This is a genomic window from Marinifilum caeruleilacunae (assembly GCF_013141825.1).
Lineage (GTDB): Bacteria > Bacteroidota > Bacteroidia > Bacteroidales > Marinifilaceae > Marinifilum > Marinifilum caeruleilacunae.
In genome coordinates, this window is the sequence record NZ_RZNH01000008.1 from 1 (window position 1) to 22,595 (window position 22,595).

The 22,595-nt window shown below is 37.2% G+C and carries 22 protein-coding genes; 10 read left to right on the forward strand and 12 right to left on the reverse strand.

Translation table 11 applies throughout. The features are described from left to right. The coding region (locus ELS83_RS06615) for a hypothetical protein (RefSeq protein ID WP_171594749.1) at positions 1 to 507 on the reverse strand (507 nt) is incomplete at its 3' end. A gap of 122 nt (positions 508 to 629) precedes the next feature. Between ELS83_RS06615 and ELS83_RS06620 the strand changes: the two genes are divergently transcribed. Then, the gene (locus tag ELS83_RS06620) at positions 630 to 932 is read left to right on the forward strand and encodes a GIY-YIG nuclease family protein (protein ID WP_171594750.1); all 303 of its coding nucleotides are present in this window, start codon (positions 630 to 632) and stop codon (positions 930 to 932) included. A 170-nt stretch (positions 933 to 1,102) separates the two neighbouring features. Here the strand turns inward: ELS83_RS06620 and ELS83_RS06625 are convergent, their stop codons facing one another. Then, entirely contained in the window at positions 1,103 to 2,932 is a 1,830-nt protein-coding gene (locus ELS83_RS06625) for an ABC transporter ATP-binding protein (RefSeq protein ID WP_171594751.1), read from the reverse strand. Between the two features lie 123 nt (positions 2,933 to 3,055). Beyond that, positions 3,056 to 4,393 carry an adenylosuccinate lyase gene (gene purB, locus ELS83_RS06630; RefSeq protein ID WP_171594752.1) on the reverse strand — a complete coding sequence of 446 codons (1,338 nt, stop codon included), beginning with the start codon at positions 4,391 to 4,393 and terminating at the stop codon, positions 3,056 to 3,058. 160 nt (positions 4,394 to 4,553) lie between these two features. Here purB and ELS83_RS06635 point away from each other — a divergent pair, with 160 nt between their 5' ends. From ELS83_RS06635 to ELS83_RS06655, 5 genes are all read left to right on the forward strand, one after another. Next, entirely contained in the window at positions 4,554 to 5,336 is a 783-nt protein-coding gene (locus tag ELS83_RS06635) for an EI24 domain-containing protein (RefSeq protein WP_171594753.1), read from the forward strand. Between the two features lie 73 nt (positions 5,337 to 5,409). Next, on the forward strand, positions 5,410 to 6,837 hold the full coding sequence (locus tag ELS83_RS06640; protein ID WP_171594754.1) for an NfeD family protein: 1,428 nt from the start codon (positions 5,410 to 5,412) through the stop codon (positions 6,835 to 6,837). After that, the gene (locus ELS83_RS06645; RefSeq protein WP_171594755.1) at positions 6,830 to 7,255 is read left to right on the forward strand and encodes a GNAT family N-acetyltransferase; all 426 of its coding nucleotides are present in this window, start codon (positions 6,830 to 6,832) and stop codon (positions 7,253 to 7,255) included. The genes ELS83_RS06640 and ELS83_RS06645 overlap by 8 nt, the downstream gene beginning before the upstream one ends. 8 nt (positions 7,256 to 7,263) lie before the next feature. Next, positions 7,264 to 7,971 (forward strand): MgtC/SapB family protein, encoded by a 708-nt coding sequence (locus ELS83_RS06650; RefSeq protein WP_171594756.1) that lies wholly within the window; start codon positions 7,264 to 7,266, stop codon positions 7,969 to 7,971. A gap of 44 nt (positions 7,972 to 8,015) precedes the next feature. Further along, a complete protein-coding gene (locus ELS83_RS06655; protein ID WP_171594757.1) occupies positions 8,016 to 8,885 on the forward strand; it encodes a class I SAM-dependent methyltransferase in 870 nt (289 codons plus the stop codon). Between the two features lie 74 nt (positions 8,886 to 8,959). On the opposite strand, the gene ELS83_RS06660 is transcribed toward ELS83_RS06655, so the two are convergent. From ELS83_RS06660 to gldF, 6 genes are all read right to left on the reverse strand, one after another. Beyond that, the gene (locus ELS83_RS06660; RefSeq protein ID WP_171594758.1) at positions 8,960 to 10,756 is read right to left on the reverse strand and encodes an AMP-dependent synthetase/ligase; all 1,797 of its coding nucleotides are present in this window, start codon (positions 10,754 to 10,756) and stop codon (positions 8,960 to 8,962) included. 237 nt (positions 10,757 to 10,993) lie between these two features. Then, positions 10,994 to 11,605, reverse strand: a complete 612-nt coding sequence (locus ELS83_RS06665) for a fumarylacetoacetate hydrolase family protein (protein WP_171594759.1) — start codon at positions 11,603 to 11,605, stop codon at positions 10,994 to 10,996. A 57-nt stretch (positions 11,606 to 11,662) separates the two neighbouring features. Beyond that, a complete protein-coding gene (locus tag ELS83_RS06670) occupies positions 11,663 to 12,430 on the reverse strand; it encodes a 3'-5' exonuclease (protein WP_171594760.1) in 768 nt (255 codons plus the stop codon). Between the two features lie 108 nt (positions 12,431 to 12,538). Beyond that, positions 12,539 to 13,669, reverse strand: coding sequence for a DNA polymerase III subunit beta (gene dnaN / locus ELS83_RS06675; RefSeq protein ID WP_171594761.1), 1,131 nt, complete (start codon positions 13,667 to 13,669; stop codon positions 12,539 to 12,541). A gap of 247 nt (positions 13,670 to 13,916) precedes the next feature. Continuing rightward, complete coding sequence (gene gldG / locus ELS83_RS06680) at positions 13,917 to 15,629, reverse strand: gliding motility-associated ABC transporter substrate-binding protein GldG (protein WP_171594762.1); 1,713 nt, start codon at positions 15,627 to 15,629, stop codon at positions 13,917 to 13,919. After that, positions 15,623 to 16,354: a gliding motility-associated ABC transporter permease subunit GldF gene (gene gldF, locus ELS83_RS06685; protein ID WP_171594763.1), complete on the reverse strand. Its 732-nt coding sequence runs from the start codon at positions 16,352 to 16,354 to the stop codon at positions 15,623 to 15,625. Before gldF ends, gldG begins: the two co-directional genes overlap by 7 nt. 98 nt (positions 16,355 to 16,452) lie before the next feature. On the opposite strand from gldF, the gene ELS83_RS06690 reads away from it, so the two are divergent. The 4 genes from ELS83_RS06690 (at position 16,453) to ELS83_RS06705 (ending at position 20,312) form a co-directional block, all read left to right on the forward strand. Continuing rightward, positions 16,453 to 17,556 carry an acyloxyacyl hydrolase gene (locus ELS83_RS06690; protein WP_171594764.1) on the forward strand — a complete coding sequence of 368 codons (1,104 nt, stop codon included), beginning with the start codon at positions 16,453 to 16,455 and terminating at the stop codon, positions 17,554 to 17,556. Then, positions 17,549 to 18,292 carry a head GIN domain-containing protein gene (locus ELS83_RS06695; protein WP_171594765.1) on the forward strand — a complete coding sequence of 248 codons (744 nt, stop codon included), beginning with the start codon at positions 17,549 to 17,551 and terminating at the stop codon, positions 18,290 to 18,292. The genes ELS83_RS06690 and ELS83_RS06695 overlap by 8 nt, the downstream gene beginning before the upstream one ends. A gap of 176 nt (positions 18,293 to 18,468) precedes the next feature. Continuing rightward, positions 18,469 to 19,569, forward strand: a complete 1,101-nt coding sequence (locus ELS83_RS06700) for an acyloxyacyl hydrolase (protein ID WP_171594766.1) — start codon at positions 18,469 to 18,471, stop codon at positions 19,567 to 19,569. After that, complete coding sequence (locus tag ELS83_RS06705; protein WP_171594767.1) at positions 19,566 to 20,312, forward strand: head GIN domain-containing protein; 747 nt, start codon at positions 19,566 to 19,568, stop codon at positions 20,310 to 20,312. The genes ELS83_RS06700 and ELS83_RS06705 overlap by 4 nt, the downstream gene beginning before the upstream one ends. A 2-nt stretch (positions 20,313 to 20,314) precedes the next feature. Here ELS83_RS06705 and lpxB read toward each other — a convergent pair whose 3' ends face one another. From lpxB to surE, 3 genes are read right to left on the reverse strand one after another with little or no spacing between them, the layout of a single operon-like run. Next, complete coding sequence (gene lpxB / locus ELS83_RS06710; protein WP_171594768.1) at positions 20,315 to 21,445, reverse strand: lipid-A-disaccharide synthase; 1,131 nt, start codon at positions 21,443 to 21,445, stop codon at positions 20,315 to 20,317. A 48-nt stretch (positions 21,446 to 21,493) separates the two neighbouring features. Next, positions 21,494 to 21,793: a hypothetical protein gene (locus tag ELS83_RS06715; protein WP_171594769.1), complete on the reverse strand. Its 300-nt coding sequence runs from the start codon at positions 21,791 to 21,793 to the stop codon at positions 21,494 to 21,496. Beyond that, complete coding sequence (gene surE / locus ELS83_RS06720; protein WP_171594770.1) at positions 21,777 to 22,550, reverse strand: 5'/3'-nucleotidase SurE; 774 nt, start codon at positions 22,548 to 22,550, stop codon at positions 21,777 to 21,779. Before surE ends, ELS83_RS06715 begins: the two co-directional genes overlap by 17 nt. Positions 22,551 to 22,595 lie beyond the last annotated feature (45 nt).

Sequence of the window (22,595 nt, forward strand, 5' to 3'; positions counted from 1 at the left end):
TTCCTGAGTGGAGTCAACAGCATACCTTATTTTAAATTGCAGTTCCAAAGGTTCCTGAGCGGAGTCAACAGCATACCTTATTTTAAATTGCAGTTCCAAAGGTTCCTGAGTGGAGTCAACAGCATACCTTATTTTAAATTGCAGCTCCAAAGGTTCCTGAGCGGAGTCAACAGCATACYTTATTTTAAATTGMAGTTCCAAAGGTTCCTGAGTGGAGTCAACAGCATACCTTATTTTAAATTGCAGCTCCAAAGGTTCCTGAGTGGAGTCAACAGCATACCTTATTTTAAATTGCAGCTCCAAAGGTTCCTGAGCGAAGTCAACAGCATACTTTATTTTAAATTGMAGTTCCAAAGGTTCCTGAGTGGAGTCAACAGCATACCTTATTTTAAATTGCAGCTCCAAAGGTTCCTGAGTGGAGTCAACAGCATACCTTATTTTAAATTGCAGTTCCAAAGGTTCCTGAGCGGAGTCAACAGCATACCTTATTTTAAATTGCAGTTCCAAAGGTTCCTGAGYGRAGTCAACAGCATACYTTATTTTAAATTGCAGYTCCAAAGGTTCCTGAGCGGAGTCGAAGGACCGTAAATTAACAAAACCATTATCTTTAACAATAAAACTCTTTTATTATGGTTTGTTACACTTACATATTACAATGCAAGGACGGCTCTTATTACACARGTAGCACGAAAGATTTAGATAAACGCCTGGAAGAACATATGAATGGTATAGGTGCCAAATTTACCAAAAAACATTTACCCCTAAAGTTGGTTTATTTCGAAGAATTTGACAGAATTGATGATGCATTCTACAGAGAAAAACAAATAAAAGGTTGGTCCAGAAAAAAGAAAGAAGCCTTAATAAATAATCATAAGGAGGAATTGAAAATATTAGCAGCATGTAAAAACAAAACGCACCACAAAAAATTGTAGTGCGTTATTTATTTTATCGGCCCTTCGACTTCGCTCAGGGACCTGCGTCCTTAWATKATTTGCAGTYCCAAAGATTCCTGAGTGGAGTCAACAGCATACCTTATTTTAAATTGCAGCTCCAAAGGTTCCTGAGCGGAGTCGAAGGATCTGCTAATTCAGTAGAGTCCAATCTACAGCAACTGCATATCATATAGTTTTTTGTAGGCTCCATCTTTTTCGATCAACTCATCGTGTTTGCCTCGTTCAACAATTTCACCTTCGTGGAACACACAAATTAAATCGGCATTTTTTACGGTTGAAAGACGGTGTGCAATCACCAGTGAAGTTCTGTTTTCCATCAGCTTGTCCAAAGCATCCTGTACCAATCTTTCCGATTCGGTATCCAAGGCCGAAGTAGCCTCATCCAAAATCATTATTGGAGGATTTTTAAGCACCGCACGGGCAATGCTTAAACGCTGTCGTTGTCCACCCGATAGCTTACTTCCCCTATCACCAATATTGGTTTGGTACCCATTTTCGCTTGCGCTGATAAAGTCGTGTGCATTGGCAATTTTTGCTGCGGCCACAACATCTTCCATTGTTGCATCTTCAACACCAAAAGCAATGTTATTGAAAATGGTATCGTTAAACAGGATGGATTCCTGGTTTACGTTCCCCATCAGGTTACGCAAATCTTTCATTTTGTAATCGCGAATGTCTAAACCATCTACCTGAATACTACCCTCGTTTACATCGTAAAATCTTGGTAACAAATCCACGAAAGTGGTTTTACCCGATCCCGATTGTCCAACCAGTGCTACAGTTTTCCCTTTCGGGATTTCCAGGTCAACATTCCTTAATACTTTCTTTTCTCCATTGTAGGAGAAGGTGATGTTGTGGTATGCAATGGAGTTTTCAAACTCTTTCACCTCTTTTGCATTTTCCTTATCTGTAATAGTTGATTTAGCATCCAACAACTGATCGATTCGATCCATTGCAGCTAAACCTTTCTGAATGGTATATGCTGCTTTCGAAAAAGCCTTTGCAGGAGCGATTATTGAGAAGAACATACCAAGGTATACAACGAAGGTTGAACCATCCAGGTTTCCTGTTCCATTAAGAATTAGCATACCTCCATAGCACATGATTATAAGCATCACCAATGTACCCATAAACTCACTAACAGGATGAGCCAAAACATATCTACGCATCATGCTATTCATGATTCTTCTGTAAGAATTACTCTCAGATGCAAAACGAATATTCATTTTTTCTTCTGCATTAAAAGCTTTGATAATTCTTAAACCAGACAAACTCTCTTCAATGGTTGATAAAATATCTCCCATTTTGTTCTGACCCTCACGCGAAGATTTTTTCAGTTTTTTACCCGTTAATCCAATAATATACCCTGCAATTGGCAACATGATAAAAACAAATAATGTTAGCTGAGGACTAATTACCAATAAACCGATTAGGTAAACCAATATCAGAATTGGATTCTTGAATATCATATCTATAGAACTCATTACAGAGTTCTCTACCTCCTGAACATCTCCCGTTGAACGAGCAATAATATCTCCTTTCTTCTCTGCTGAGAAAAAAGGAAGAGGCAATGAAATCATTTTATTATATATGATTTGGCGCATATCTCTTACCACGCCATTTCTAATGTTAACACTATGGTATGATGCCAGAAAAGCAAAAAGAACTTTCAAAAACACCAGAATTAATACAATGGCAGCAATAAAAAACAAGGCATATTCAGCACTATACTCATCCTTAATAAAAGTAATGTAGTAATTGAAATTGTGCATTATTGCTTTGGTATTTAGTTCCCATGGCAATTTTTCATACACTGCAACATCAACACTTTTATTAAAAAAAGTATCTAATACCGGTATAACTGCACCCAATGAAAAAACACCGAAAATGGCTCCCAATAGATTGTACACAAACATCATAATTGTATCTCCTTTGTACGGAGGAAGGAAGCGCTTAAGAACTTTAATAAAATCTTTCATTAAAAGTATAAATAGTTAAACATCATTATTGGGAAGGTTTATAGGCGTTTCCCAATAAAAATAGGCTGTAAAAGTACAACTCTTACAGCCTAAAAACAAAGTATTAACAAATATTAATGTTTTCTAGATTCCTGTGTAATTATCAGGACTAATTGTTTTCAATTGAGCTTTTAAACCATCGCTAATTTCAAGGGTATCGATAAATTCTGCGATACTTTCCTGGGTAACGTGAGTATTGGTTCTTGTTAAAGCTTTTAATGCTTCGTAAGGGTTTGGATAACCTTCGCGACGCAAAATGGTTTGAACAGCCTCGGCAACTACTGCCCAGTTTGCTTCTAAATCTGCTTCGAATGCTTCTTTTGCAATCAATAGTTTATCTAAACCTTTTAGTAATGATTTAAATGCAATAATGGTATGAGCGAAAGGCACTCCAATGTTTCTTAGTACAGTAGAATCTGTTAAATCGCGCTGCAAACGAGAAACTGGCAATTTTGTAGCCAAATGCTCGAAAGTGGCATTTGCCAAACCTAAGTTACCTTCCGAATTTTCAAAATCGATAGGATTTACTTTATGAGGCATTGCCGACGATCCAACTTCACCTTTCTTGATCTTCTGCTTGAAGTAATTCATGGAAATGTAGGTCCAGAAATCACGGTTCAGGTCAACCAAAATGGTATTGATACGTTTCAGGTTATCGAAAATAGCACCCATATTATCGTAGTTCGAAATCTGAGTTGTTAACTCTTCTCTCTCTAATTTCAGAATATTATTCACAAAGTGATTTCCGAATTCTCTCCAATCTACTTCAGGATATGCTACATGGTGCGCATTAAAGTTACCCGTTGCACCACCAAATTTAGCAGAACATGGCACGCTCTTTAACAAATCTAATTGCTTTTTCAATCGGTATACATATACCTGAATTTCTTTCCCCAAACGAGTTGGAGAAGCAGGCTGACCGTGAGTACGTGCCAACATCGAAATTTCTTTCCAATCTTCAGCAAGACTTTCCAGTTTTACAATTAGCTGATCCAGTAGTGGATAATAAACATCGTGTACAGCATCTTTTAAAGAGTATGGAGTTGCTGTGTTGTTGATATCCTGAGAAGTTAATCCGAAGTGGATGAATTCCTTGTATTTCTCAAGCTGTAAAGCATCAAACTTTTCTTTGATGAAATACTCAACCGCTTTAACATCGTGATTCGTTACACTCTCGATATCTTTCACTTTTTGCGCATCCTCAACAGTAAAATCAAGGTAAATGCTACGCAAATCGGTATATAAATCTTTGTTAAAATCTTTCAACTGCGGAAGAGGAACCTCGCAAAGAGCAATAAAATATTCTACTTCAACCAACACTCTGTAACGTACCAATGCGTACTCTGAAAAATACTCACCCAATACGTCTACTTTGTCACGGTAACGCCCGTCAACCGGCGAAATTGCTGTCAAACTTTGCATTTCTAAAATATTAAATGTCAATAATGGTTATTTAGAGCCACAAAGGTAAGCAAAAGATGTGAAATATGTGACCTAAGATTTTAGATTAAGTTTCTTAGTATTTCACATTTAATCTTATTTTTGTTAAAGCACACAATTGTTATTTCACATCTGGTAAAACATGAAATTTATTAAAGATTTTAGCTTTGGCTTACGCACCTATACAGAAGCCTTGAATTACATATTTAGAAAGAGACTTGCCTGGTTTTTTATCTTCCCTCTTTTGTTGAACATTCTACTATTTTGGATAGGTTGGGATTACATTGGAGGCTTATCGGAACAAGCGCAGACCTATTTGCAAAACTGGTTAGACCTGGAAAATGCCGATTTCTGGGGTTCAGGGTTTTTAAAGGCAACCATTGGCGGATTTATCTGGGTTGTTTTTAAAGTATTATTCTTCCTGATTTTCGCCTATTTTGGTGGGTATATCATCATCATTATCATGTCGCCGGTATTCTCTTATCTATCGGAACGAACCGAGAAAATTAAAACCGGTAACGATTATCCCTTTGAATTCAGACAGTTAATGCGAGACATTCTCCGTGGTGTATTTATCGCCGTACGTAACCTCTGTATCGAATTGGTTTTAACCGTACTAATGTTTATCCTTAGTTTTGTGCCTATTATTGGTTGGGCTTCGGCAATTATACTCTTCTTTATATCGGCCTATTTCTATGGATTTTCCTTCATGGATTATGCCATTGAACGAAAAAGATTAAGCATTAAGGAAAGTGTTCAGTTCATGCGAGAAAATAAGGGAATTGTAATTGCCAATGGTTTTGTTTTTTCGCTTTGTCTGATTGTCCCTTTCTGTGGGGTTTCCTTTTCTAGTTTTGCCGCAATTATATCTGTAGTGGCCGGTACTTTGGCTGTGAATGAAATCTGGGAAAAGGAAAAGCGTTAAATCTTCTATTCTCAAAAGAAATATTGCAACTTAATTGTTATCTTATATACAATAAACATCAAAAAGTATATTTATGAATCGTTTCAGTAAAATCATTCTCTCTTTCCTGATTTTGTTATGCACTTTCTCGGTGCAAGCCAGTATCACTTCTGATTCCACATCGGTATCAACAGAAAAGCTAGTTTATAAACTCGATATTAAAAGAGAAATTGGTCCGGCTGCCTGGCGCCAAACCAAAGATGCTTTCGAAGAAGCTGAAAACTTAAATGCAGATCTGATTCTGATTCACATGAATACCTACGGAGGAATGGTAATACATGCCGATTCGATTCGTACCGCAATTTTAAACCAGGAAAAACCGGTTTATGTATTCATAGACAATAATGCAGCATCGGCAGGAGCCTTAATTTCCATTGCCTGCGATAGCATTTACATGCGTCCAGGTGCAAATATTGGAGCAGCCACTGTGGTAAATCAAACCGGTCAGGCTATGCCCGATAAATATCAGTCGTACATGAGATCAACCATGAGAGCTACTGCCGAATCGCACGGTAAGGATACAATTGTGCAGGCTGGCGATACCATTTACCAATGGAAACGCGACCCACTGATTGCCGAAGCAATGGTAGATCCGAGAACCTATATCGAAAATGTAATCGATACGGGCAAAGTATTAACCTTTACACCTGATGAAGCGATAAAAAATGGTTATTGCGAAGGGATTGCCAACAATGTGGATGAAGTACTGAAAAAAGCCGGTGTAAAAGAATATACGATTAGAGCTTACGAACCATCGGGCATCGAAAAGGTGGTCGATTTCATGATCAATCCAGTTCTTCAGGGTATTCTAATCATGATTATTATTGGTGGGATATACTTTGAGCTGCAAACACCGGGAATTGGTTTTCCTATTTTAGCCTCGGCAATTGCCGCAGTGCTTTACTTCTCTCCTCTTTATTTGGAAGGAATGGCAGAAAATTGGGAGATTATTCTTTTTGGGGTTGGAGTGATTCTGCTCGCCGTCGAAATTTTCGTGATTCCAGGTTTTGGAGTTGCGGGAGTTTCAGGAATCATTTTTATTATTACGGGCCTTACCTTAAGCTTGGTTGATAATGTAGCATTTGAATTTGAACCTCGACATATCAAAGCCATCGTAGCCTCTTTACTATTGGTGATTTTTTCAATGTTGGTATCTATTGTAGGATCCATATACATGAGTAAAAAGCTGTTTACATCCAGCTCACTGCTGGGGCATTTGGCATTAAGTACAGTTGAAAATGCCGAAGAAGGATATGTTGGTGTTGACATGAGCGCCAAAAGCATGGTGGGAAAAACAGGGATTGCAATGAGTGTACTTCGTCCTTCGGGTAAAGTGATTATCGACAATCAGATTTATGATGCCAAATCGGAAGATGGTTTTATCGATAAAGAAACTGAAGTTGAGGTGATTCGATTTGAAACAGGCCAGGTTTATGTAATTAAGAAAGAGGACGATGAGTAAAATCAAGATTAGGGAATATGAAGCTCATGATTTTATGGCAGTGCTTGGTTTGTGGGAATTGACAGGCTTAGCCGATGAAAAGCGTGCCGATTCTGCCCTTACCATTGAAAAAAGTCTTCAGTTTGGTGGTAAATTCTGGATTCTTGAAGACCTGACCAGTGATGAATGCATTGGTACCATTTGGCTTACAAACGACTCTCGAAGGCTGTATTTACATCACTTGGGAGTACATCCGAACTATCAGCAGAAAGGATACGGAAGACTATTAAGCGAAACCGCCTTGCGGCATGCAAAAAAGGCAAACATGCAAATTAAACTGGAGGTTCACGAGACAAACAGGCATGCCATTAAACTCTACAAAAATTTAGGCTTTCAATACCTCGACAGGTACGATGTAATGATTAAACGCAAACATTAATGTAGCCAATGGATTATTTTAACCAGTTCATATCCTCAACCGAAATTACAACAGAAACCATTTTCTGGAGATTGCTATTTAGCTTTTTTATAGGTGCTATAATTGGGCTCGAACGCGAAACACACAGGCAACCGGCTGGACTGAGAACTCATATTCTGATCTGTATGGGTGCTACCTTAATTATGCTTCTATCCATCTTTGTTCCTCAAACATTTCAAAATTTCCAAAATGGAGATCCAGGACGAATTGCAGCACAGGTTGTATCTGGAATTGGTTTTTTAGGTGCTGGCGCCATTATGAAGTTTGGTGTAAATGTAAAAGGATTAACGACTGCTGCTTCGATTTGGGTGATTGCTGCCCTGGGCCTTACCATAGGTGCCGGTATGTATATGGGTGCAATTATTGGAACTGCAATATTGTTGGTTTCTTTAATCGCATTAGATATGATGGGAAAAAAGTTATTCTCCGGAAAATTCATCAAGCGCCTTCATATTCATGTGAAAAACGAAGCGGTATCGCCCGATCAATTTAAAGCCATTTTACAAAATCATAAAGTAGCAATACATACCATTGATATAGAAAAACACTACGATGAAAATAAGATCAGCTATTACCTAACCGTTCAAATTTCTGAAAGGGTTAAACTAAATGAATTAACCAACGATTTGGGTAGCATACCAGGAATAAAAAGAGTAAAATTGCAGCAAATTTTATAATCATCGGTTGACACGACTAATCATACATTCAAACCACTTGTTTTATGAAGCTAATAACTGGCCAGGGACTTCTTAATTTTAGCGATCTTGAAAAAATAACAAAGAAACCCAAGCTATTTGCCAAGGATGACGGGAATTTTTGGCAGGATCCATACATTTCTGAGCACCTTTTGTATGCTCATCTTGACGATGATTCTGATCAGGGATCCAGAAAATATGAAAATATCATACAAGCAGTAAATTGGCTTTGCGCCTATATGAAGCTTCCCGAAGATAGCAAATACCTTGACTTAGGCTGCGGTCCGGGATTGTACAGCGAAAATTTCTTTGGACAGGGCTTTGAAGTAACCGGTATCGATTTTTCGGAAAACTCCATTCAGTATGCAAAGGAACAGGCTGCAGAATTTGGCTATCCCATTAATTACCTTTGCAAAGATTACCTCGAAATTGATTACGAAAATGAATTTGATGTGGTGAGTCTGATTTACGGAGATTTATGTGTGCTTTCGCATCAGGATCGTGATAAATTGCTAAAGAAAGTATACAAAGCATTAAAACCCGGAGGATATCTCATTTTTGATGTGTTTACCAAGTACTATTTCGAAACCCGGGAACCAGATCAATCGTGGTACATTAGCGAAGAAGATGGATTTTGGAGCGATCAGGAACACCTGCTTTTGCAATCGCACTACAAATACAAAAAGGAGAAAGTTCGCCTTGATAAATACACCTTAATTTTTAAGAATGGAGAAATGAGAACGCACCACATCTGGAAACACTATTTCTCTGTAAAACGAGCCATCGCTATGGTAGAAGAACATGGCTTTACGGCCAAAGATTATTGGGCCAATTTAAGAGGAAAGCCTTATGAAGATGGCAGTCCGTGGATTGGAATGATTGCCCAGAAACAATAAGTCTGGATACAGCATAAAACAAAGCCCGAAAGATAACATATCCTTCGGGCTTTTTGATCACCAAAATGGTGATATTATTCCTTGTACATCTTCTCGATAAGATGTTTGTATTTTTCCTGAATTACTTTTCTTTTCAATTTAAGAGTAGAGGTAATTTCTCCTGCTTCGATGGTAAATTCTGTAGGAAGCAAGGTAAATTTCTTCACTTTCTCGAATCTTGAAAGCTCTTTCTGCAATTCTTCAAATCTCTTTTCGAAAAACTCAATAATCTGTGAGTTTGTTAAGAGTTCTTCAATTGAATTGAACACAATATTTTGCTGAATTGCATATGCTTGTAACGGACCAAAAGCAGGTACCGCCAATGCGGTAACGTAATTACGGCAATCGCCTATTACTGCAATTTGTTCGATAAACTGATCGTTAACCAGTGTGGTTTCAATTTTCTGAGGCGCCACATATTTTCCACCCGAAGTTTTCATCAAATCCTTAATTCGATCAGTGATAATCAGGTTTCCTTTCTCGTCCATTTTACCAGCATCTCCTGTACAGAACCAACCATCTTTCATAACTTCGGCTGTAGCTTCCGGCTTTTTGTAATAACCACGCATTACACCCGGACCTTTCACCATGATCTCATCATTTTCACCAATTTTAATTTGGGTTCCAATAATGGTATGTCCGGCAGTTCCAAAATCGATATGCTTATCGCCGTAAAGGCTAACTGTTGCCATGGTTTCGGTAAGCCCGTACCCCACTTTCACATTAATTCCTACAGCATGGAAAAACTCTAATATTTCTCTGGAAAGAGGAGCTCCACCACAAGGGGTAAAATTGATTCTTCCTCCTAAAATTCCGCGAAGTTTACTCAATACCAACTTATCGGCAATTCGATGCTTTAATTTTAAACCTAGCGGAACGTTTTTCTCAAATCTCAGGTATTGGTTGTAATACTTTTCGCCAACTTTTATCGACCAATTCAATAGTGCTCGTTTTGTTGGCGAGGCTTCCTGAGATTTATCTTTGATTCCTGAATAGATTTTTTCGTACAATCGCGGCACCGTACACATTAGTGTTGGTTTTACTTCTTTCATGATCTCTGCAATTTGCTTCGGATCACGATTGAAGTACACCTCAATTCCACGGTGGAAACAGAAGAAACACCATCCTCGTTCATAAACATGACTCAAAGGTAGAAAGCTAAGAGATGTATCATTTTCGGATACGTTTAGCTCTTTATCATGAGAGACCAATACACTTGATATGTTCTTGTGATCAATCATCACTCCTTTTGGCTCACCTGTTGTTCCCGATGTATAAATCAAGGTTGCAAGGTCGTCAAACTGTCCGCTGTAAAAGCGTTCGTCGAATGCTTTACCCAAGCCTGAATTTTGTCCACTAATGATGAACTCATCCCAATACATGGATCGGTCGTGATCGCTCAGCTCTGTTTTTTTATCGAAAACAACAACCATTTTCACATGCGGAACATCTTGAATTAATTCCATTGCACGATCGTACTGTTCTTGTTCACCAACAAAAATTACCTGAACTTCTGCATCTTGAACGATGTATTTTGCTTCGCTTGTTGAGTTTGTAGGATATATTGGAACGGAAACACCGCGAACACTCATAATAGCCAGGTCGGCGGTAATCCATTCGGGCATGTTTTGAGAGAAAATAGCAACAGATTGCTTCTCTTTTACACCCAATTTCATAAGAGCTTTAGATACTTGTCGAATTTGTAAACCAAATTCGTTCCAGCTTACACCTATCCACTTATTGCTCTCTTCATCTTTATAGCGCATTGCAATTCGATCTCCGAATTTTTCAATTCTATCACGAATCAATTTGCCCCAATGTTGATACTCCATAAAAGTATTTTAGTTGTAAATCGATACAAATATAATCATGTTTCCCTGATTTAAAAGGTTTTCACCGGATAGAGCCCCCCACTCAATCTGTTAAATATCATTATTTTGCAACATAATAGAAATCTTATCTAAATCTAAATCAACTACCATTCAATCATTTATAAAAGAAACGACCATCAACATAAGTTAATGGTCGCTTCTAATATCTTAAATACAGAATTTATCCTGTATTGTGTCTTATTTTACATGAAAATCCAAAAGTTTCTCGCCTTCCAAATCTGCAACAAGATGATCTCCAATCTTTACTGGTCCAACACCTTCTGGTGTTCCTGTATAAATCATATCGCCAATTTTTAAGGTAAAAAACTGGGACAGGTAAGAAATCAGGTAATCAATAGAGAAAATCATATTTGCTGTATTTCCCGACTGTACCCTTTCGCCGTTGATATCTAAATTAAAATTCAGATTATCAACCGATTTGAATTTATTTTTAGGAATAAATTTACTGATTGGCGCAGCTCCATCGAATGCTTTTGCCTTTTCCCATGGTAAGCCTTTTTTCTTGCATTCGGCCTGAATGTCGCGAGCTGTAAAGTCAATTCCCAGTCCAATTTCTTCGTAGTAACGATGAGCAAACTCAATCGGAATATTCTTACCAACTCTGTTGATTTTTACCACCACTTCCAATTCATGATGAATATCTTTAGAGAAATCGGGATAATAGAAATCGTTATTATTTTTTAGTAAAGCTGAATCGGGCATGGAGAATACAACAGGTTCTTTTGGTACCGGGTTATTCAGCTCCTTTGCATGATTTACGTAATTTCTTCCTATAGCTAATATCTTCATAATTTAGATTTTAGATATGAGATCAACTCTCAATAACATTTCTGTGCTACAATTGGATTATTTGTTGAATCCGCGAAGTTTAATTTCGGTTAAAATTTTCTTTGTATACAGTGGAAAATCGCTATTCATCACCCAACCATAATAACCTGGCTGTTTTTCCAATACTTCCTCAACTGTTTTTCCTTTGTTTTTACCAAAGTTAAATCGCTCTACTCCTTTTTCATCGATGATAATAAATCCGGCAAAATCGGCATTCTTATTTTGCGATGAGAATTTGGCTAAAAAGTCGATGTCATTCTCCAAAGAATCGTATTTATCCAATTGTGATTTAAGCACTTCGTAAGTTGCCAAAGTATCTGCTTCGGCACCATGAGCTCCTTCCAACTCTTTATTACAATAAAATCGGTAAGCAGCGGTTAATGTGCGTTGTTCCATTTTGTGGAAAATGGTCTGTACATCAACAAACTTTCGTTTGCGCATATCAAAATCGATATCGGCACGCAAAAACTCCTCGGCCAATAGCGGGAAATCGAAACGGTTCGAATTGTATCCAGCCAAATCGCAACCTTCTAAATATTTAGCTATGCTTTTACCCAGCTCTTTAAAAGTTGGTTCGTCCTTTACATCCTCATCTTTAATTCCATGAACTGCCGAAGCATGAGCAGGAATAGGCATTTCTGGATTAACCCGATAGGTTTTAACCTCCTCTTCGCCATTGGGACTTACTTTTACAATGCAAATTTCTACGATACGATCTTTGGCAACATTAATTCCTGTTGTTTCTAAATCGATAAAGGCTATTGGATTCTTTAAATTAAGATTCATCTATTATTTATTGTAGTTTTTTAAACGGTATAAAAATATAAAACCTAACAGAAATATACTCTCTGTTAGGTTTTTAATATCATTATTTATTGATTTTTTAAAATCTGTCTATGCATTAATCATCATTGGCATTAACAGCATCAATACATCTTCATCGGCGTTTTCGTTGTCGTATGGTAAGAAAATACCCGCTCTTGTTGGGTCCGATAATTCAACCATCACATTCGACGAAGAAATGTTTGAAAGGATCTCCAATAGGAATACTGATTTAAATCCGATTTCCAATTCTTGTCCTTCGTACTGACAAAGCAATCTTTCTCTTGCCGAGATTGAGAAGTCGATATCCTGTGCAGATACAACCAATTCGTTTGCTTTTAGCTCAAACTTAATCAGGTTGCTTGCTGGGTTCGAAAATACAGAAACACGCTTTAGTGTATTGTACAATTCAACTCTGTCAATGGTAAGAACATTAGGGTTATTCTTAGGAATTACCGAGTTATAGCTTGGGTAATTTCCTTCAACCAAACGACAAATTAATTTGTAGTTCGATAGTGTAAAGAAGGCATTCTTATCATCGAATTCCACTTTTACAGGATTTTCTTCCTTTGGCAGGATATTGCGTAATAAAGAAGCAGGTTTTTTAGGTAGAATAAATGATGATTCAACATCAGATCTTCCATCCAAACGTTTATAACGAACCAATTTATGTGCATCAGAAGCTACAAATGTTAGGTCGTTATTACCCAATTCTACAAAAATACCATTCATTACCGGACGAAGTTCATCATCAGCGGTAGCAAATAAGGTTTTGTTTACACCTGTTAAAAGAACATCGCTTTCAACGGTAATGTTTACCAAACTGTTTTCCTCTTTTTCAGGAAGTTTTGGAAAATCTTCACCATTTTGTCCAACAATACTGAACACACCATTTTCTGATGTAATTTTTACAGCCAAAGAAGAACTGTCAATATCGAAAGTAAGTGGTTGTTCTGGAAATTCTTTTAAAGTATCAGTCAAAATTTTAGCTGGAAAAGCAATTACTCCATCTCCTTCCGAAGTTTCTAGAGGAATAGTAGTAATTAAAGTCGATTCCAAATCAGATGCAGTTGCTACCAACTCGCCATCTTTAAGCTCAAAAAGGAAGTTATCCAGGATCGGTAAAGTGTTTTTACTACTGATAACCCTACTGATGGCCTGTAAATGACTTAACAATTCTGTACTTGATACTACAAATTTCATTTGCATAATATTTAAAAGTTAACCTAAAATTCTATTTTTCAGCGCTTAAACAAGTTCAAAATTAAAACTTATTTTAGCTTGATATTAAGTGGTGAATATACAAATTTATTAAGGATTGACGATATTCTAAAGCCAAAAAAGATTTGTCGATTTACGAAATAAAATTCCGATTTTATTTCAAACGAGAATATTACCAATAATATAAAGATCCGCATGAAATTAAAAATCATAAATTTTTTTTCGAGGCTTAAGATTTTGCAAATTTTCTTTTTCTCATAAAATATCTTAATACTCCAAAAACGAACAAAAAGAATAAAGGCAATACCACATTGATAATCTGCCAGAATAGTCTTTCCGATCGGATTTTGGTTTTGTCGAGCATACGCAGTTTCACTTCACGTGCTCTCAGCTCCATCCAACCTTCGTTGTCGCATAAGTAATCGACACAATTCAATAGAAAATTACGATTCCCATAGGTTTTTCTCGAGTAGCGATCGTAACCAAGAGCTTCAATCTGGCGATTATTCCCTACTCCACGAACCCTGTTTTTAATGATGTCGCCATCCGAAATTACAATCATTTTACTTTCATCGCTTTCCGATTTAAAAGTGCTTCTGTCAATTCCTTTCCAGGCTCGGTTTGCAAATGCCGATTTAAATTTCCCTTCGAGTAAAACAGCAATTTTTTTTCTCCCTGCTGCAAAATCTTCAGGCTTTGGTTTCTGATTAACAATTTCAAGACTCACCAGGCTAGGTACTTTTTCCAAACGTGTGTAATCCGAACTGCTAAGCAAAGTTGTTTTTTTAACATTCTGGTTTTCGCCCACCCAATCGATAGAATTTGCAAATTCTGCTTTTACAACATTTAGTTTTCTTGTTATTGGATGATTTTCCGGTGCATGTAACAATGGCGAATAATACCAGGGAGCCGGTGTGAATTTTGGCTTTTCACCTGGCAATGCTGTCTGAACAGGAATCAGTTGCCCTTGAATATCCATGATCAAATCAGGATTAATACGAACGCCATAAGTAAACAACTGGTCTTCGATATTCAAAGGTTTATAATAGGCCAAGGTACTCTCTTTTACCTGCAAACTGTCCATACTGGCCACAACTTCATCTACCAACCAAAGAATTCGGCCTCCATTCATCAAATACTGATCAATCTTGTACTTATCTTCTCTTGAAAATTCATTTCTTGGCTGAGCAATAACCAGGGCATCGTATTTTTTATCAGCTCTCAAAAGTTGTTTGGCAGGAACACGATCAACCTCATACTTTTGTAGCAATGATGCAGTAAAATCGGCAACTTCGAACTCATTTAATTCTCCATTTCCAATTAAAAATGCAATATTTTTCACTTGTTTATTCTGTAGCAGTCGAATCGCTTTTGTAAGCTCAAATTCTATGGTTTCAATGGAATGATTCAAATTTTCTTCGGCAGATAAACCAGCAACATTTTTCAGCAGGTGAACCGAAGTTTCCTGCTCCCTGTTATGCACAATTATACCGGGTACTATGATCTTCTGTTTTAAGCTTCCATCGGTAGTTCTCTCTTGCAAACTGGTTGGCTTTAATCCCCGTGCTGCCAGCTGGTCATACATTTCACTCCTCTGTTTTGGATTGGGAATATCGCTTGTATTAATTAAAGCATAGCTGATATTTACATTGGAATATGCTTCCAGCTCATCAAGCATTTCGATACTTGCTTTTTGTAGTTTTTTAAAACCATGCGGCAAATCGCCAGCCAGGTATATTTCAAAGTACAAATCCTTGTCGAGAGAGCTCACCAGTTTCTTTGTATTTTCCGATAGGGTATATCTTTTTTCCGCAGTAAAATCTATTCGAAAAAAATAGGATTGCAATACAAGTATCACAATACTCAAAGCAATTAGGGAAAATAGCAGATTAAAAATATCCTTTCTTCTTCTGTTCTTTATCATCGCTTTCTCTTTTACCATTTTCTACTTTTTAAAACTGTTCTTGTGATCAATAAGAAAGCTACAATAACCCCAATAAAATAGATTAAATCCCTTGAGTCGAGAACTCCTCGTGAAATCGATTTGTAATGCTCCTGTATGCCCAGGTTATAAATATCTGATTGCATATTTTGGAATAAGTTTAGTTCAGCCAGATAATCAAATCCAATATAGATAAGGAAACAAAGTACTACTGCCAAAAGAAAAGCCACAATTTGGTTATCGGTAACAGAACTTGAAAAAACTCCTATGGCAACATAAACAGCAGCCAATAAAAACAAACCAATAATTGATCCCCAAAATGCTCCCGAGTCGATACTTCCGGCAGGACTTCCAAGGTAGTACACAGAAAAATAATATACCAGACAGAATAGTAAGGAAACTGCAATTACCAGTAGAGCTGCAAAATATTTTGCCAATACAATTTCGCCTTCTTTTATTGGGCGAGTGTAAACCAGTTCTATGGTTCCCTGTTTCTTTTCGTCGGCAAACAATCTCATGCAAACTGCCGGTATTAAAAACAAGTAAATCCATGGCGACATTTCGAACAGAACATTTAGGTTGGCATATCCGGAATCTAAAGGATTATTTGAACCAGGAAATACCCAGACAAACAAACCGGTAGCAATTAAAAAAACAGATAAAATGAGGTATCCTGTCAGAGAACTGAAAAACGATCGGAACTCCTTCGTGAGCAGTGCTAGCATAAAGTGTGAATTATAAATCTTTACTATTACAAATTTGCAAAATTATTTTAGTAGAAAAAACCTGTTTGCCAATTCATTTAACTTACATAAATTTGAACATGAAAAATTGCTTGCTACTTTTATTCTCTGCCTTCACTTTCTTGAACAGCTATGCGCAAGAAAGTGAAAAAAAAGATGTTTTCCATACGACAATCAGATATCATTACGGAGCTGTTCTCCCCCACCATAAATCAATTCACTATTTGGTGAATGATCAGATTGCGGCTCTTGAACTCAATTTTGGCATTCTTCCTTCTATCAATAGGTCATGGTCTAAAATGTACAATCAACCCGAAATAGGAATTGGTTTTTATCGTGGAAGCCTGGGAAATGATAAAGTATTGGGCAACACCAATGCACTTTTTCCATATATCAATTTTAATTTAAAAGATTACAGGAAAGGAAATTTGCGCTTACAAACCGGGTTTGGTGTAGCTCATACCAAAAAACACTTTCACCCAAGCGAGAACTATACCAATGTGGCGATTGGTTCGAAATTGAATGCTTTTTTCAAACTTTTGCTCAGTAGCTCTTACCAAATTGGGAAGCAATGGTCGGCCAATGTAGGGATTGGTTTTCAGCACCTTTCCAATGGATCGATTAATGTTCCCAACAAAGGACTTAATATGGCAACAGCAAATATTGGAATTCAATATCATTTTAATGAAATAGAACGGCAAGTTAAAAGTCCTGCCACATATTCTAAACTGGATAATGAGCTTACAATTATTTTTAGTGGAGGCCTAAAACAAACCACCGAAATAGATGAAAATAAATATTTTGCAAGCAGCCTTTCTTCTAACTATGCGTTTGGAATTAATTCGAAACAGAGAATTGGTTTTGGAATAGATATTTTCTACGACGAAGGCGCAAACCGTGGAGATTGGAATTTTTCTCCGGCAACTTCCTTTCAGGATCGACTCAGTCAGGCATTATATGTGAGTCACGATTTGGTGATTCAAAAGTTTAGCCTCATTACTCATATTGGTGTATACGCTTTGTACAAAACAGATCCTGAAAAGCCCATTTATTCGAGAGTTGGTTTAAGATACAATGTGAGTAATAAAATTGTTGCAAATTTAAGTTTGAAAGCCCATTTAGGCAAAGCAGATTTTATTGAGTGGGGAATTGGTTACAGATTTAATATGAAGAAAAATGATTAATCGAATAATACTTGTCCTTTTTTGCTCCTGTTTACTTTCCTGCGATGGATTAAATCCTTTCGAAAATGAAGGAGAATATACAGAGAAGGTATATGAAACAGGCAAAATCCTTAATGTGAAGAATGATAATTATTTCAGGATCGTTTTTGTTGAAGATGATTCTGATTATTTGATTTTAAAGGCTGGCGAGAATAAAATCAAAACATGCGAAGTTCGCAATGAAGATGGCGTACTTAGCATCAATCACAGCTATAAAAACAAGTTGAGAAATTACGATTTAATTGTAGCCGAAGTACATTCGAGCAATTTAAATACCATTACCATTAATGCCCCAGCTGAAATAAGTTCTGAAGGCACTTTGGAAAAAGAGAGTTTGTATATCGATGTAACAAGCAATGCCGAACTTGTTGAATTAAACCTGAAATTGAAACTGGAATCGATGCGTTTTCATGCTCATGGTAGTGTAAGTGGTGGTTTTCGTTTGTCAGGCACTTGCAATAAGGCCACTTATACCATGAATGGCATTACAAATATCCTGGCCACAGATCTTCAATGCCAGGAGGTAAGTATTGCACAAAACGGAATTGGCGATGCTCATGTGTGGTCGGAACAATCTTTGGATGTTACCATTTACAATTCGGGCGATATTTATTACAAAGGTAGTCCGGAAATTCGTGTAGAATACATTCAGGTGAACAACCAAAATGCAACAGGAAAGGTAATGCCCGAAAAATAATATTTTTCTATCCCACTAATTTGAAGTAACTTAAATAGAGTCACTAACCCGCCCGCGAATTTAATCCGCAAAATAAATCAAGAACAAATCGTCTTCTTTTCGGATTAAATAAATAAGGTAATTTTTATAGATATCTTACAATATGGTTGAGGTATGTAATGATGTGAGGGGATGGCATGAGGGGGATTCTACTTGTAGGACTAATTTGTATTGTAACTGCTGGCTTTACGCAAGAAAAAATGGGACAGCGTGCTCTTGGCGCAAGTTTCATATATCATTACGGCCTAATTCTTCCTAAAAACCCACAGCTTAATTACCTGATACAAGATCCTGTGTCGGCTTACGAAATTCGATTGGGGATTCACCCAAATCCGAACAAAAACTGGATAGATCAATATTCCGTTACGGAAATTGGCCTTGCCTATTACAGTGGTTCGCTTGGAAATGACAAGGTCCTTGGCAGGATTACTTCAGTTTATCCTTATATCGATTTTGGGCTAAAAGAATGGAAGAATGTACAAATTCATACCAGCGTTGGTCTTGGGTTTGCGCGTGTATCCGAACATTATCACCCTATCGATAATTATGCCAACAGCTTAATTGGCTCAAAGTACAATGCACATATCAATTTGTCATTGAACCTTAGCTACTTCATTTCCAATTTTAAAGTGTCGGGTGGATTGTATTATAGTCATGTTTCCAATGGATCTACCCAACATCCAAACGATGGCTATAATTCCATCAATTCAACTTTAGGCATATCGTATCATTTCGGAAAAAAGAAGGAATACTTCAAACTAAAGGCTGATTACCCCAAATTGGATAATGAGTTCAACCTTATTTGGAATCATGCATTTCGAGAAAAAAGCATCAACGATCCTCACAAATACTACATTTCCGAAATCACATTAAAGTATGCGTGGGGAATTAATTCCAAACAAAGAATTGGTTTAGGCTTGGATCTGTTTTACGATGAATCCATCAATCGTGGCAATTGGAATTTAGATCCACAAACTGATATTGATCATCGCTTTTACCAGGGAGTTTGCCTGTCTCACGACCTGATTTTCAACAAGTTTAGCTTTACAACACAGGTAGGAACTTACACTTACTATAAATCTAAACCATCCTCTAACCTGATATACAATCGGATAGGACTGCATTATAAGTTTAGCAATCTTTTATTAGTCAATATTAGCCTAAAAACCTATTTCGATCAATCGGAATATATTGCCTTTGGCCTGGGTTATTACTTCAATAAAAAGAAACGCATATGAGACATTTCAGATTTTTTATAATCATCTTGTTGTACACCAACATGCTTTCCTGTTCGTTTCTTAACCCTACTGAAGATTCGGGAGAATACATGGAAAAAACCATTGAGCTACAGCCATTCAATGCGATTGAGTTGAATGGAATCTTTCATGTTGTACTTATTAATAATTCAACGCATTTTATCACATTTAAAGGTGGCGATAATGTTTATGCTGCTTTTAGCTATTCCAATAATAATCTTATACTACAGCTCGAACATGACTATAGCAACTGGTTCCACAATTTAGATATTCCTACAATTGAAATTTACGCTCCCGAAATTTTTAGTATTCACACACTAACATCTTGCAATATTAGTAATCGGGGAACACTGAAAGGAAACAAATTCAACATTCTCATTTCAGAAGAAACTCATGTTGCCGAAATCAATCTTAGCATTGATTGTTCTGAACTTCGTTTTCATTCCAAGGGTACACCAGGCTGCAAAATTACACTTCAAGGAAAAAGCGATTTGGCCGAATACACATTAAATGGCAGTACAAATATTTATGCTTCAGAATTAGAAAGTCAAAACAGTCGAATTGGCCAAAATAGTCTTTCCGATGCACACATTTGGGCCACCGATAGTTTAGAGGTTACATTCTACAATTCGGGGAATGTATACTACAAGGGAAATCCGCACATCAAAGTAAATCGAGTGCAAATAAACAACCAGAAGGCTAGCGGACAGGTATTGCCGCAATAATCTTATTGGGCTTTCAAATCCTCAACAATCATTTTGGCAAAACGTGAAGAGGCTCCAGCTCCGCCTAATTTCTCATGTAACAACTGATAATTGTGAAGCATTTCTGATCGATAATTGCCTTCCTCAACAATCTGTTTTAATTCATCAGATATGCTCTTTTTATTGCAGTAGTGCTGAATTAATTCTTTTACAATCAATTGATCCATCACCAGGTTAACCAATGAAATGTACTTTACTTTGAGTAATCTCTTGCCAATAGAAAAAAGAATTCTTCCTCCGCCGGTAATGTAGCAAACCACCTGGGGAATTTTAAGCAGTGCCGTTTCCAGAGTCGCTGTACCAGATGTTACCAAAGCAGCTCTCGATTGTTGCAGAAGATCATAAGTTTGTCCGTAAACAAATTTCACATCCCGATTTCCAACTACCTGGGCATAGAATTCTTTTGTGATGGAAGGTGCAGCAGCAACCACAAACTGATAATCCTGAAAATCATTTACAACTTCTAACATGACAGGCAGAATTCTCTCGATTTCCTGTTTACGGCTACCGGCCAATAGGGCAACAATTGGTTTCCCCGATAGTTGATTCTTTGCTGTAAAATCCTCGAAAGATTCACCTTTATTGGGTCTGTTCTCAATCGCATCCAACAGTGGATTTCCACCAAAACTTACTTCGTAATTGTGTTTTTTATAGAAATCAGTTTCGAAGGGAAAAATGGTAAACATGCGATCCACATAAGCTTTTATTTTTTTCACTCTCCCCTCTTTCCAGGCCCAAATTTTGGGTGAAATATAGTAATGAACACGTATGCCATGCTCTTTGGCAAACTTTGCCATTCGCAAATTAAATCCAGGGTAATCTACCAATATCAACACATCTGGTTTGTATTCAATCAAATCTTTTTCGCACAATGCAAAATTTGCACGAATCTTTCCCAGGTTTTTTAGGACTGTCACAAATCCCATAAAAGCGGTTTCCCGATAATGCTTCACAAGCTCTCCTCCCTGTGCCTGCATAAGGTCGCCACCCCAAAAGCGGAATTCTGCTCCAGCATCTTCCACTTTAAGTTCCTTCATTAAATTCGATGCATGAAGATCTCCTGATGCTTCACCAGCTATGATGTAATATCTCATAGAGTTATAAATTTTGATTGAATGACCCGATGTAACTGGTTATTATACTTAAAATCCGAAACGGAAAACCATAATGGCAAAAGAATATAATATCGTAGCTAAAAGGATTCCCCTAGCAGCTTTCAGCAAATCGGTTTTAATAAACAGAAAGAAAAATACTATGTTTCCAAAGTACACGCCCAAAGCCATCACTTTCGTGTATATCCGGTGAATTAATAGACTATCAACAAACTGCTCCAGACTTAACTCATCCTGAAATCGAAAGATAAAGGCCAGCCAAATGGACAGAATCGGCACAATAATTCCAATAACAAGTCCCAGAATGGTAGAATTAATCTTCGATTTCATAATTCCATGTTTTAAGATCTTCGACCAGTTGATGAGCAGTCATGTCGATCTTGGTTGGAACAACAGAGGCAAAACCATTGTTAATGGCCCACTCATCTGTCTCTTCGGCATTTGGCTCTGCATTTTTAAAATAGCCGGTCAACCAATAATAGTCACCGCCAAAAGGATCTTGTCGGTGGTCGAATTCTTCTTTCCAACGACCATCAGCCTGGCGACAAACACGAATGCCTTTGATATCTCCTTTCGGGAAGTTAACGTTCAAACAAACACTTCTCTCCAACCCTTTCTCGATAAGGTTCGCAAATATTTTACGTCCATATTTTACACTTTGCGAGAAATCGGCATCGGCGCTAAAATCGTTTAATGAGTATCCTATTGATGGAATTCCATTCAGACAACCTTCTATAGTAGCTCCCATTGTACCCGAATAAAGCACACTAACCGATGTGTTGGCACCATGGTTAATTCCTGAAACCAAAAAATCTGGTGTGCGTGGTAAAATCTTATTCAAGGCCAATTTCACACAATCAACAGGAGTTCCTTTACATGAATAAATGTGTAAATTTTCTTCATCTCGAACTTTTTTAATTCGGATTGGGACTTCAACTGTTATGGAGTTTGATTTTCCTGAATTAGAACGGTTTGGGGCAACCACGTAGATATCGCCAAAACCTTTTACCATAGCTACCAAAGCCTTGATTCCTTTGGCGTTTAATCCATCATCGTTAGTGACAAGTATAATTGGTTTATCGCTCATATTATTGTTTTGATAATTGTACAAATATATCCGAATTTGGGGCAA